Below are 12,953 nucleotides of genomic sequence, written 5' to 3' on the forward strand. Positions count from 1 at the left end.
GCCCCTGCTGCCGACTGTGTCGCCGACCACAAAGACCGGTGTGGAACACACTCTGGCGGGCGGTGATCACCGCTGTCTTGGCTCAGCGGAACAGTTCGCCGCTCGATCTTTGGGCTCGCGCCCAGTCGAAACGGCCGCGGGTCAGTTCGTGGGGGTCAGGACCCGGTCGCCGTAGGCGGCGGCCAGCCGCAGAGCGATTTCGAGCTGCAACTTCCGCTCGTCGATGCCGTGGCCGAGCAGTTCCTCGGCCTGCTGCATGCGGTAGAGGACCGTGTTCTTGTGCACCCCGAGAATTTCGGCGGCTCGGGGGCTGCTGGCGTGCTCGAGGTAGAGCAGCACTGTCTCGCGCAGCCGGGCCGTGGCGTTGCCCGGTGCGGCCAGACCGCCGAGCTCCCGGGCGACCATGGCGCGCATGGCGGTGGGGTTGGCGGCCATGCAGCTGAGCAGTTCCACATCCCGGTAGAAGGTCACCGCGGCGGTGCCGCCGGTGTCCATCGCCAGGGCTTGCGCCGACACCGCCTCGGTGTGGCTGGAGCGGAAACCATTGGGGCCCACGGCCGGAACCCCGACCGCGGCATGGACGCCGGGGTGTTCGCGGGCGGTAGCCGCCAGGGCTGCCACCAGATCGGTGCCGCGATCGGTGGCCAGCCACACCCACAGGGTGCTGGGGCCCGAAGCCAGGGTCAGCGGGCGCGCGGTGCGCGCGGCGCTGGCGAGGTCGCGGGCGAAGGTCTCGAGTTCGGGCACCGCGTCGGCCTGCTGTGCGTCCGTCCACACCACCAGCGCGGTCTGCTCGCCGTGCAGATTGTGGCCGAGCCGAACGCTGGCGGCCTCGGTGTCCACGGGATCGCCGCGCAGGACGGCGTGCACGGTGTCGATGCGCCGGGCGAGCGCTCCCTGCATCCGCTGCTGGATTTCCTCGAAGTAGGTCGCGACGGCCTGCTCGGACCAGGCGCCGAGCAGTCGGCTCACGTAGTCCCACATGCGGTTCAGGATGGGACGCACCAATATCGGATCGGTGGGTTGATCGAAGACCGCGTCCATGACGGTCTGCCATGCGGCATGTTGTCCGGCCGGGAAGATGCGTAGCAGCTCGATGACGTCATGGCCGCGCTGTGCCAGCGCACGGAACAGGTCACGGCTGGCCGGTGGGATCGGGATGGCGGTGCCGGTCTCCGCGGACAACTGGCGGACATAGCCGCTCAGCGCATCGCGGGTGCTGGCATGCAGATCCCGCCGCAGTGCCGCGTCGTCGGCGAGGATCGGGAGATCGGTGCTTATCTCGGCATTCAGCCGGTCGACGAAGGCGTTCAAGCGGTCCGGTTCGAGCATGCTTTTCGCGAAGTCGGCTATCCACGCGGTCACTTCCGCATCGAGATCCCGGCGGCTCACTGCTCTCCTTCGCTGCGTTCGATACCCGGCCGTGGACAGCGGGTTGGTCCGCAGCCTATTTCATGGCCTGGAAATTGGACCGGCGCTACAAGCGCGGTCGCCGTGTCGGCCGACACCCTGGAATCGCGATTCCCTCCGGTCACCGGGGCGAATCTCGAATCTCTTCACGCAGCGAAGCGTGAGCACGAGCAGGATTGGAAAACGAATGAGCGGATATTCGCTGTCGGGCGCGGTGGTCGCGGTCACCGGCGGGGCGCGTGGCATCGGCCGTGCCACCGCGGAGGCGTTCGCGCGAGCCGGGGCCAAGGTCGCCATCGGTGACATCGACGCCGAGCTGGCGAAGGCGACCGCGAGCGAGCTCGCCGCGGCGGTCGGCGGCGAGGTCGTGGGCCTGCCCTTGGACGTCACCGACCCCGATGTCTTCGCGGTGTTCCTCGACGCGGCCGAGGCGAACCTGGGACCGCTCGATGTCCTGGTGAACAACGCGGGCATCATGCCGACCGGCCAATTCCTCGATGAGGCACCGCAACTGACCGATCGGCAGATCGACATCAATGTGCGCGGTGTGCTCACCGGCTCCCGGCTCGCGGGACGCCGCTTCACTGCTCGCGGCCGCGGGCACATCGTCAATATCGCCTCGCTCGCGGGCATGACCGCCGAGCCGGAACTGGCAACCTATTGCGGCACCAAGCATTTCGTCGTCGGCTTCAGTGAGGCGTTGTGGCGGGAGCTGCATCCCCAAGGCATCGGCGTCACGATGGTGTTGCCGGGCTTCATCAATACCGAACTGGCCTCCGGCGCCAACGTCCCGAACTGGGCACGCAAGATCGCCGTGCGCGACCCTGAGGACGTCGCGGCCGCCATCGTCGGCGCGGTCCGGGCCGACTCGCGTGCCGTCATCGTCCCGAATTCCCTTGGGCTGGTGCTGAAGTTCAAGAACCTGCTACCCGGCAAGATCCGCTACGCGGTGGTGGACGCACTCGGCTTCGGGCGCATCTTCACCGACACCGACCCGAATCAGCGCGCCGCCTACCACCGGCGAGTGGAGGGGCACCTGCGATGACCACCACCGAAAAGCACACCACGCCAGCCTCCTTCGAGGTGCGTTCCCCGATCGATGGCAGCCTGGTGCAGACCGTGGCCGAACAATCCGCGGAGCAGGTCGCGGCCGCCGTGCGCACCCTGCGCCAGTATCAGCCCGCCTGGGAAGCACTGGGCCCCAAGGGCCGCGCCGAATGGCTGTGCCGACTGCGCGACTGGCTCTTCGACCACGCCGACGAGGTCGCCGATGTCATCCAGTCCGAATCGGGCAAGACGCGCGCCGAGGCACTCATGGAGGTGCCGCTGACCGCCGGGGTCATCAACTACTACACCGATAATGCCGAGAAGTTCCTCGCGCCCGAACATCCCGGCTCCGCGAGCGCCCTCACCGTGGCCAAGCGGTACACGGTGGAATTCCGGCCGTACGCGGTGGTCGGCGTCATCACGCCCTGGAACTATCCGCTCGCCACGCCCGGTTTCGACGTACCGCCCGCACTCATCGCGGGTGCCGCGGTGCTGTTGAAACCCTCCGAGGTCACCCCGCTCAGCGCCCTGCTCATGGCGCGCGCCTGGCGCGAGATCGGCGCTCCCCCGGTCTTCGCCGTGGTGACCGGCCACGGCGAAACCGGTGCGGCCCTGGTCGATTCGGTGGACTACGTCCAGTTCACCGGCTCCACCCGCACCGGCCAACTGGTCGCCCACCGCGCCGTGGACCGGCTCATCCCCTACAGCCTCGAACTCGGCGGCAAGGATCCCGCCATCGTCCTGGCCGACGCCGACCTCGATCGCGCCGCCGCCGGCATCACCTGGGGCGCGCTGTTCAACTCCGGTCAGGTCTGTGTCTCCATCGAGCGGGTCTACGTCGAAGCGCCCGTCTACGACGAGTTCGTCGCGAAACTGACCGCGAACGTCGAAGCTCTCCGACAGGGCGGCGGCGACACCGACTTCCGCTACGACGTGGGCGCGATGGCGACCGCGGCGCAACGCGACCTCGTCGAACGCCATGTCACAGAGGCGATCTCCGCAGGAGCCTGCGCACTGACCGGCGGAAAGCCCACGGGCACCGGAACTTTCTTCGAGCCGACGGTACTCGTGGATGTCGACCACACCATGTCCTGCATTCGCGAGGAGACCTTCGGCCCCACCATCCCGGTGATCCGCGTGGCCGACGCCGACGAGGCGATCCGCCTGGCCAACGACTCCGTCTACGGCCTGTCCGCCACCGTCTGGACCGGCGACCGCGACCGCGGCCTGGCCATCGCCCGCCGCATCGAGGCCGGAGCCGTCAACATCAACGACGTCTTCTACAACCTCATGTCCCCCACCGCCCCACACGGCGGCTGGAAGGCATCGGGCACCGGCACCCGCTTCGGCGGCGCGCATGGCGTTCGCAAATACACCCGCGAGCAGGTCCTCACCGCCCCGCGCCTGCCCGAACCGACACACGAACCACTCTGGTTCCCCTACGCCCCCACCCGAATGCGCGTCGTCCACCGCGCCCTCCGCCTGATCACCGCCCGCGACCTCCGCCGCCGCCTCGGCCTCTGACCCTCCCACCGATAACGCCGGAGCCGCAGGTCTATGACCTGCGGCTCCGTTGCAGATGCTGTGATGCGCCCCGGCCACGCGCGGCGGCCCACAGGATTGCGGTCAAAGGGCGCGGGAGATGATTTCCTTCATGATTTCGCTGGTGCCGCCATAGATGCGGTTCGGGCGCGAGGCCGCGTACATCTGCGCGATCGGATAATCCATCATGTAGCCGTAGCCGCCGAAGATTTGCAGGCACCTGTCGACGATCTTGTCCGATTGCTCGGCGGCGTAAAGCTTGGCCATGGACGCCGAAACGGCGTCATTGTCACCGTCTATGTATTGCTGGACGCAGTTGTCCACCAGGCTGCGGATGGCGAACGCTTCGGTCTTGCATTCGGCAAGAACGAATTTCGTGTTCTGGAATTTGATCAGCGGACGCCCGAACGCCTCGCGCTGCTTGGCGTAGTCGACGGCCGCCAGCACGGCCGTCTCGGCCAGCGCGGCGCACGCGATCGCCGCGGTCAGACGCTCACGGCCCAGCTGTTCCATGAGTTGGTAGAAGCCCATGCCTTCCTGCCCGCCGAGCAGATTGACGACCGGCACCCGCATATCGGAGAAGAACAGTTCCCGGGTGTCCTGTCCGGGCTGGCCCAGCTTCTTTAGTACCCGGCCGCGCTCGAAGCCGGGCAGATCGTTCACCTCGGCGACGATGAGCGACACTCCCGCCGCGCCCTGGCTCGGGTCGGTCTTGGCCACGATCACCAGCAGGTCGCAGTGGGTTCCATTGGAGATGAACGTCTTCGAGCCATTGATGACGTAGTGGTCGCCCTCGCGACGGGCAGTGGTCGTGATCGCTTGCAGGTCTGATCCGGTGCCCGGTTCGGTCATGGCGATGGCGAGCACCAAATCACCGCTGATGATGCCCGGCAACCAGCGCTCGCGCTGTTCGGTAGTGCCGTAGCTCTGGATGTAGTGCGAGACGATCGGCGCGTGCACCGAGAAGCCGAGTGCCGTGTTGAGGACGTGGATCAGCTCCTCCTGCACGACCATCTGCAGTCCGAAATCGCCTCCGGCGCCACCGAATTCCTCGGGCAGATCAAGTCCGAGCAGGCCGGCGTCGCCGGCCTTGTTCCAGAATTCGCGGTCGACCATGTGCTGCTCGTCCCAGCGTTCCTGATTCGGCACCGATTCCTTGCGCAAGAATTCCGCCGCGTGCCTGCGTAGTTCACGATGCTGCTCGGTTTCCCAGCTGGGGCGGTATTTGGGGAAGAGTTCGGACATCGTCGTCCTCCGGGTCCTGGGTACGGGCGGGCGCGAGCAGGACCTCTTCAGCTGACGTCGCGGGACCCGCGCAGAGCGTCGGTCGCGGCGGCGCGTTCGATCTCGGCGGTGATGGTTTCGGGTTCTTCGACGGTGGTGCAGTGGCCGCGGCCGGGGAGTTCCAGATAGCGGTGTGGGGTGCCAGCTGCCCGCAGGTGGGCGGCGATCGACAGGGAGGCGCTGACCGGGGTCAGGCGGTCGAGGGAGCCGACGATGACGGTGGTGGGAACGGTGAGGTTGGCCAGGCCCGCGGTGACGTCGAGGTCGCGCAGGACGCGCATGGAACGAGTGCGGAAGGGGTTGGGGCAGCTGCCCACCACCGCGACGGTGAATTCGGTGGCGGCCCGGGAGGCCGTCGGGGTGAGGCCACGGTTGCGGAGTTGGTTGCCCAGCAGACGGGGGTGGGGCATGGGGAGACGGCCGAGCAGAGCGTTGAGCACGCGTTCGCGCAGCCCGCGCTCCCAGCGCGGCCACGGGACGATCTCGGTGTGGGCGGTGATGCGTTCGGCGCAGGTGTCGATGAGCAGCACCTCGCGGGCATGACGCCGTACCTGCTCGGGATGTCGTGCGGCCCACGCCATGACGGCGATACCGCCGAGACTGTGGCCGGTGATCACCGCCCGCTGATCGGCACGCACCGTCGCCGCCAGGACCGTCGCGAGATCGTCGCCTAGGGCGTCGGGGGTGAATTCCCGTGTGCCGAGGGTGCTGCGGGCGTATCCACGCTGGTCGTAGGCGATGACGCGATGGCGTTCGGCAAGCCGGTTGATCTGCGGATTCCAGTACTCGACGCGGCAGGCGAACCCGTGGACCAGCACGATGGGAATGCCGTCACGCGGACCGAACTCGCGGACGTGCAGCCGAGCACCGTCGGGGGTCTCGACGGTGCTCGCTTCGAAGGTGCGCGTATTGCGTAGCAATCCGGGTGCGGTCTCGCCGTATTCGAAGACCTCGGCGGCGCCGGATTCCGGTCGGCGGCAGTCGCGAAGCATGCGGGCTAGGCCACCGTCCACGCCGAATTGGGCGAGGAGATTGCGCTGGTTCATCTGAGTACGCTCCGTTGCGTAGGTGGTGCTGGGTGATCCGCCGTGGTGTGCTGCGCTCAGAGCGTGCGAGCGATGATTTCCTTCATGATTTCGCTGGTGCCGCCGTAGATGCGGTTCACCCGGGAATCGACGTACATCCGCGCTATGGGGTATTCCATCATGTAGCCGTAACCGCCGAAGATCTGCAGGCATTTGTCCACGATCCGGTCGGCGCGCTCGGCCGCGAAGAGCTTGGCCATAGAAGCGGTCATGGGGTCGTTGTTGCCGTCCAGGTACTGCTGGATCGCGTAGTCGACCAGCGTCCGGATCGCCAGCGCCTCGGTCTTGCATTCCGCGAGCACGAATTTCGTGTGCTGCAGCTTGATCAGCGGGCGTCCGAACGCCTCGCGCTCCTTGGCGTAGTCCAGTGCCTGCAGCACGGCCGCCTCGGCCAGCGCCGCGCAGATGGCCCCGACCGCGAGGCGTTCGCGGGAGAGCTGCTCCATGAGCTGGTAGAAGCCCAGACCCTCCTGCGCGCCGAGCAGATTGGCGACGGGCACCCGCATATCGGAGAAGAACAGCTCGCGCGTGTCCTGGCCGTGCAGACCCATCTTCTCCAGCACCCGGCCGCGTTCGAAGCCGGGCAGGTCCTTGGTTTCGGCGACGATCAGCGATACGCCTGCCGCACCCTTGTCGGGGTCGGTCTTGGCGACGATGACCAGCAGATCGCACAGCGTGGCATTGGAGATGAACGTCTTCGAGCCATTGATGACGTAATGATCGCCCTCGCGACGGGCGGTGGTCTTGACCGATTGCAGATCCGAACCCGTGCCGGGCTCGGTCATGGCGATGGCCAGCACGAGCTCGCCACTGCTGATGCCGGGCAGCCAGCGCCGCCGCTGGTCCTCGTTGCCGTACTGGTAGATGTAGTGCGACACGATCGGCGAGTGCACGGTGAAACCGAACGCGCTGTTGTGGGCGTACATCAGTTCCTGCTGCACGGCCATCTGCATACCGAAATCGCCGCCCGCGCCGCCGAATTCCTCGGGCAGGTCCAGACCCAGCAGCCCCGCGTCGCCGGCCTTGGTCCAGAACTCGCGGTCCACCACGTGCTCGCGCGCCCACCGTTCGTGATGCGGGACGGATTCCTTGCGCAGGAATTCCGCTGTGTGCCTGCGCAGTTCGCGATGCTGCTCGGTTTCCCAGGTGGGCCGGTAGTCAGGGAAGAGTGTGGACATCGGTGTCCTCCAGGGTCTCGGTCGGTGCGTAGAGGGCCTCGATCTCCGCGGCGTACTTGGCGGCCAGCGGTTTGCGTTTGAGGCTCATCTTCGGGGTGAGTTCGGTGCCGCCGGGCTCCCAGGCGACCGGCAGGATCGTGAAGCGTTTGATTTGTTCCACGCGGGCCAGCGTCGCGTTGGCGGCCGCGATACCCTCCTCGATCTCCTTGCGGACCAGGGGATCTCGCGCGAGATCGGCCAGACCGCGCGGGGCCAGGCCGAGCCGCTGCACGAAGGCCGCCGCGGCGTCCGGGTCGAGGGTGACGAGCAGGGTGTTGTAGACGCGACCCTCGCCGATCACCGCCACCGGTCCGGCGAGCGAGCAGTGGGCGGCGACCGCGTTCTCGATCTTGGTCGGCGACATGTTCTTGCCCGCCTGATTGATGATGATTTCCTTCTTGCGGTCGATGATCCGCAAGTAGCCGTCCTGATCGAACGCGCCGACATCGCCGGTGTGCAGCCAGCCGGCGGCGTCGACGGTGTCTCTGGTCTGCTCCGGATCCTTGCGGTAGCCGCGCATGACCGAGGCGCTGCGGGCGAGCACCTCACCGTCGTCGGCGAGCCGGACCTCCACGCCCGGGGCGGCGGTGCCGACGGTTCCGGGCCGCGTGCGGCCCTTGCGGTTCACGGTGATGACCGCGGTGGCTTCGCTCTGCCCGTAGGCCTCGTACAGTTCGATGCCCAGGGCGAGCACGAATTCGTGCACCTCCGTCGGGATGGGTGCGGCCCCCGTCACCGCGATCCGGACCCGATCCATCCCGAGTCGCTCGCGAATCCCGTCCAGCACCGCGCGTTTCGCGATCCGATAACGCACCGAGTCGGCCCGGCTCGGTGCGTGCCCGGCCGCCTCGGCCCGCGCCCGCTGGACTCCGACCCGTAACGCCCACTGCGCCACAGCGCGTTTCACCGGATTCGACTCGGCGGCCACCGCGCCGTAGATCCCGGCGCGGGCCTTGGTCCATACTCTCGGCACGCCGAGGAACAGGGTCGGCCGCACCTCGGTGAGGGCGGCGAGCACGCCCTTGGCATCGTCGAGGGTGGTGATCTGAACCCCGTGCCGCAGATTCAGCCAGTGCGCGAACCACCGGTTCGCACCGTGCGCGTCGGGCAGGTAGGAGATCACTCGATCGGCCGAGCCGACCGCGCCGAATTCGGCTATGACGCCCAGGTTTTCGAGCACATTGCGATGGGTTATCTCGACCCCTTTGGGATCGCCGGTCGTGCCGGAGGTGTAGATGACGGTGAGTACGTCGTCGGGGCGGACCGCCAACCCGACGGCGTCCGCATCGAACCCGGGTGACGGCGCGGCTTCCACGGCCTCGAGCGACAGCGCCCCCTTGGCCACACCGTCGACACACACGACGTGCTCGACCTTGCCGCCCAGCCGCATGGCGTCGAAAATCACCGGCAAGAACTGCTTTTCGCAGATGACCACCCGGTTATCGGCGTTGTCGAACAGGAACGCGATTGTCTCGGCCGGATTGGTGTTGTAGATCGAGAACGGCGTCGCCCCGACATGCAGTACCGCGGTGTCGCACAAATGGAACTCGGGTCGGTTGGTGAGCATGAGGGCGACCGTGTCACCCGCACCGACGCCCAGTCCGGCCAGTCCGGACGCGATGGTGCGCACCCGTTCGGCGTACTCCCGCCAGGTGATGGTGACCGCGTTCCCGGGCGTGCGCAGGGCGATCGCGTCGGGCTCGGCGGCCGCGGTGGCCCGGAAGGCTTCGGTGAGAGTTCGTGGAGTAGTGGTCCGGGGCGGGATCATCGTCGATCCGGAACCTTTCGCTAGTCGGTGCTCAGCTCGCAACTCGGTGCTCAGCGTGGAATCCACGCCGACGGGATGACGCCCTGCCGTCGGCCGAGGAGTGCGGCATCCCGGGGCGCTCTGGCGCGAGAGTCCCCGGGATGCCGCACATTTCACGCCCAGCCGTCGAGTTCGGCCGCGACGTTGTCGATGGTCCACTCGCCGTCGGAGGTGTGTTCCTTGGCCGCGGTCCAGCTCTGCAGCTGCTCGATGCTGCCACCGCTGACGGTGAACACGTGCCCGGTGTGCGGGCACTTCTCGGTGGACAGGTAGGCCACCAGCGGTGCGATGTTCGCGGGGCTGAACCCGTCGAACCCGCCCGCGTCCCGCGCGGCGATCATCATCGCGCCCAGGCCCGGGGTGGCCTCGGTGAGCCGGGTCCGTGCCACGGGGGCGATGGCGTTGGCCCGCACCCCGAACTGGCCGAGCTCCTCGGCGGCCACCCGGGTCATCCACGCGATGCCCGCCTTGGCCGCGCCGTAGTTGAACTGGCCCGCATTGGGCACCAGGGTGCCCGAGGCCGATGCGGTGTTCACGATGGCACCGGCCACGCCGCGTCCGGCCTTGGCCTCGGCCTTCCAGTAGGCCGCGGCGTGCCGCATGAGGTTGAAATGCCCCTTGAGGTGCACGGCGATGACCACGTCGAACTGGTCCTCGGCCATCGAGGCGAGGAATCCGTCGCGCAGGATGCCCGCGTTGTTGACCACGACATCGAGTCGCCCGAACTCCGAAACCGCTTGATCCACCAGGTTTTTCATGGCGTTGAAGTCGGCCACGCTGTCGGTGTTGGCGATGGCCTTGCCGCCCAGGGCGCGGATCTCGGCCGCCACCTGCTCGGCGGGGCCGGTGTCTCGGCCCTCGCCGTATCCGCTGTCGCCGAGGTCGTTGACCACGACGCTCGCGCCCTCACGGGCGAACAGCAGCGCGTGCTCGCGCCCGATTCCGTTGCCCGCGCCGGTGATGACCGCGACCCGGCCGTCCAGTGCTCCCATTGTCGTTCTCCTGCAGTCGATGTCAGTCGGTGATCTCGGCCAGGCCGTCGCGGATGACGACCTCACCGTCCACGGTGGTCTCGAAGACGTAGGTGGTGACGCCGTCGGCGGCACCGGCCTTCCAGATGGTGGTGGTGATGTCCTGGCCGGGCAGGACCGGTTTGTTGAAGCGCAGCGCGAACCGCTTCAGGCGCTCGGTACGGCTGTCGGCGACCTCGGTGAGCAGCGCCCAGGAGATGAACGCCTGGGTGCACAGGCCGTGGATGATGATGCCGGGCAGCCCGGCGGCCTTGGCGGCTTCCTCCTCGGTGTGCTGCGGCATCGGGTCGCCGGCGGCCGGGCCGTAGCGGAAGGTCTGATCCTCGTCCATGTGCGCGGTCACCACGGCCACCGGTTCGGTGTCGCGCAGGGCCTCGTCGAAGGCGTGCCCGGGTGCGGTCTCGCCGACGCTCTCGCCCGCGTCGACCCGGTTGATGAACATCGTCAGGTACTGCTCGTTGACGAGTTCGCCTGCGGCGTCGCGACATTCGATATAGAACGGGGCGGCGGTGCCGTTGGGCTTGCCGGTGAATCCGATCGGCTTCATGCGCGTGGTGATCACGTCGCCGGGCACGATCGGCCGCACGTAGCGGAAGTCCTGCATGCCGTGCAGCGCGTTGATGGCCACGTCGAACGGCGCGACCATGAACGCCGCCTGGAACAGCGCGGGCATGACCGGCACGATGGCGAACACCGGCGGCGCGACCTCACCGGACAGATGCGCGGGAATCGGGTCGTTGCTGGCCTCGGCGTAGGCGCTGATGCGTTCCTGGGTGACCTCGAAGGTTTCGGTGTCGCCCCAGACACCGACGGCATCGGTGTCGAACTTCGCGACCCGCGAAGCGGCTCTGGTCATCTCAGGCCGCCAGTTCCGCGAGCCGGGAGAACGATTCGTTGATGTCGACCGTGACCGCCTGCTCCACGGCCCGGGCCAGCGCACCGGTGATCATGGCGCCGGTGAACTCGCCGTCCATGGTGAGGGTGGAACCGGACTCGGCGGGAACCACCGTGATGGTGAGATTCACCTTGACTCCGGCCATGCCGGTCGCCGACAGCTCGTAGGAGCGCGGGGCTTCCACGTTCTCGACGGTCCACACGAAGGTGTTGGGCATATTGATCAACGACACCGTCGCGGGCGGCAGTTGCGCGCCCTGGGTCAGGCTGCTGGGCGGATCGCCCTTCCACTGCTTGTGCATGCCGAGCCATTCGCCGTACCGCGATGGATCGGACAGGATCGCCCACAGCTTCTCCACCCCGGCGGGGAAGTCCTGGGAAAGCGCAACTCGCGCCATGATGTCACTCCTTTGTGAGAGGGAAGGAAAAGTGTTGTGCCGCTTCAGCGTTCAGCCGGGCGGTAGGCGGTAACGACGGCCGCGCCGCCGAGACCGATGTTGTGCTGCAGCGCCACACCGGATTTCGTGGCCGCGGAGGCGACCTGGCGCTTGTCGGACAGACCGCGCAGCTGCCAGTTCAGCTCGGCGCACTGGGCCAGACCGGTCGCGCCGAGAGGGTGGCCCTTGGAGATGAGGCCGCCCGAGGGGTTCACGACCCATTTGCCGCCATAGGTGGTGGCCTCGGTGTCGATGAGCTTGCCCGCCTCACCCTCACCACAGAACCCGAGCGCCTCGTAGACGATGACCTCCATGCTGGAGAAGCAGTCGTGCAGCTCCACCACATCGATGTCGTCGGGGCCGATCTGGGCCTGCTCGTAGACGGAATCGATGGCGGCCTTGGTCATGTGGTAGCCGACCAACGCGCGCACGCTGCCGTCGAAGGTGTCGGCGCGGTCGGTGACCATCCGCTGTCCGACGATCTCGACCGCCTGCCCGGCCAGTCCGTGACGGTCCACGAAATCCTCGCTGGCGAGAATGGCCGCGCCCGAACCGTCCGAGGTGGGCGAGCACTGCAACCGGGTCAGCGGGTCCAGGATCTGCTTCGAGGCCAGAATGTCGTCGAGGCTGTACTCGTCCTGGAACTGGCTGTACGGGTTGTTGACCGAATGCTTGTGGTTCTTGTACCCGATCCATGCCAGCTGCTCGGCGGTCAGACCGTAGCGGGACATGTAGTCACGGGCGGTGGCGGCGAACATCCAGGCCGCGGGCGGCATCTCCCACGGGTACTGCTCGGCCAGCGCGTTCAGCAACGGCATGAGCGGCGTTTCCCGGTCGGTGAACTTGGATCCGAGCGAGCCCTTCTCCATCTTCTCGAAGCCCAGGGCCATGGCGCATTCGGCCTGACCCGAGCGGATCGCGCTCGCCGCGCCGTACAGCGCGGTCGACCCGGTCGAGCAGTTGCTGCTGACATTGAAGATGGGAATTCCGGTGTGCCCCAACTCGTACAAAGCACGATGGCCGCAGCAGGAGTCGCCGTAGACATTGCCGACATAGGCGAGCTCGACCTGTTCGTAGCGGATCCCCGCGTCCTCGAGCGCCTTGGTACCGGCCTCCTTGGCCATCTGCGGGTAGTCCCAGTCCGGGCGGCTGCCGGGCTTCTCGAACTTCGTCATGCCGACGCCGATGACGAATACGCG

General features: G+C 67.4%; 11 protein-coding genes. 2 read left to right on the forward strand and 9 right to left on the reverse strand.

The window, feature by feature from the left end; all coding sequences use genetic code 11:
* Positions 1-141 precede the first annotated feature (141 nt).
* A complete protein-coding gene (locus LTV02_RS22255; protein ID WP_233033528.1) occupies positions 142-1,392 on the reverse strand; it encodes a PucR family transcriptional regulator in 1,251 nt (416 codons plus the stop codon).
* 205 nt (positions 1,393-1,597) lie between these two features.
* Here LTV02_RS22255 and LTV02_RS22260 point away from each other — a divergent pair, with 205 nt between their 5' ends.
* The gene (locus LTV02_RS22260; protein ID WP_233033529.1) at positions 1,598-2,455 is read left to right on the forward strand and encodes an SDR family oxidoreductase; all 858 of its coding nucleotides are present in this window, start codon (positions 1,598-1,600) and stop codon (positions 2,453-2,455) included.
* Positions 2,452-3,981, forward strand: coding sequence for an aldehyde dehydrogenase family protein (locus LTV02_RS22265; RefSeq protein ID WP_233033531.1), 1,530 nt, complete (start codon positions 2,452-2,454; stop codon positions 3,979-3,981). The genes LTV02_RS22260 and LTV02_RS22265 overlap by 4 nt, the downstream gene beginning before the upstream one ends.
* A 102-nt stretch (positions 3,982-4,083) precedes the next feature.
* Here the strand turns inward: LTV02_RS22265 and LTV02_RS22270 are convergent, their stop codons facing one another.
* The 8 genes from LTV02_RS22270 to LTV02_RS22305 all read right to left on the reverse strand — a co-directional run bounded on the left by LTV02_RS22270 (position 4,084) and on the right by LTV02_RS22305 (position 12,929).
* Positions 4,084-5,244: an acyl-CoA dehydrogenase family protein gene (locus LTV02_RS22270; protein WP_233033533.1), complete on the reverse strand. Its 1,161-nt coding sequence runs from the start codon at positions 5,242-5,244 to the stop codon at positions 4,084-4,086.
* A 47-nt stretch (positions 5,245-5,291) separates the two neighbouring features.
* The gene (locus LTV02_RS22275; protein ID WP_233033535.1) at positions 5,292-6,329 is read right to left on the reverse strand and encodes an alpha/beta fold hydrolase; all 1,038 of its coding nucleotides are present in this window, start codon (positions 6,327-6,329) and stop codon (positions 5,292-5,294) included.
* Positions 6,330-6,385: 56 nt separating this feature from the next.
* A complete protein-coding gene (locus tag LTV02_RS22280) occupies positions 6,386-7,546 on the reverse strand; it encodes an acyl-CoA dehydrogenase family protein (protein WP_233033537.1) in 1,161 nt (386 codons plus the stop codon).
* Complete coding sequence (locus tag LTV02_RS22285; protein ID WP_233033539.1) at positions 7,527-9,353, reverse strand: AMP-dependent synthetase/ligase; 1,827 nt, start codon at positions 9,351-9,353, stop codon at positions 7,527-7,529. The genes LTV02_RS22280 and LTV02_RS22285 overlap by 20 nt, the downstream gene beginning before the upstream one ends.
* A gap of 152 nt (positions 9,354-9,505) precedes the next feature.
* Positions 9,506-10,384: an SDR family oxidoreductase gene (locus tag LTV02_RS22290; RefSeq protein WP_233033541.1), complete on the reverse strand. Its 879-nt coding sequence runs from the start codon at positions 10,382-10,384 to the stop codon at positions 9,506-9,508.
* A 22-nt stretch (positions 10,385-10,406) separates the two neighbouring features.
* The gene (locus tag LTV02_RS22295; RefSeq protein WP_233033543.1) at positions 10,407-11,279 is read right to left on the reverse strand and encodes a MaoC/PaaZ C-terminal domain-containing protein; all 873 of its coding nucleotides are present in this window, start codon (positions 11,277-11,279) and stop codon (positions 10,407-10,409) included.
* A 1-nt stretch (position 11,280) separates the two neighbouring features.
* A complete protein-coding gene (locus LTV02_RS22300) occupies positions 11,281-11,715 on the reverse strand; it encodes a type II toxin-antitoxin system Rv0910 family toxin (RefSeq protein WP_233033545.1) in 435 nt (144 codons plus the stop codon).
* Positions 11,716-11,759: 44 nt separating this feature from the next.
* Entirely contained in the window at positions 11,760-12,929 is a 1,170-nt protein-coding gene (locus tag LTV02_RS22305; protein ID WP_233041664.1) for a lipid-transfer protein, read from the reverse strand.
* Between the last annotated feature and the right edge of the window lie 24 nt (positions 12,930-12,953).

It is taken from the genome of Nocardia yamanashiensis (assembly GCF_021183565.1).
Classification (GTDB): domain Bacteria; phylum Actinomycetota; class Actinomycetes; order Mycobacteriales; family Mycobacteriaceae; genus Nocardia; species Nocardia yamanashiensis.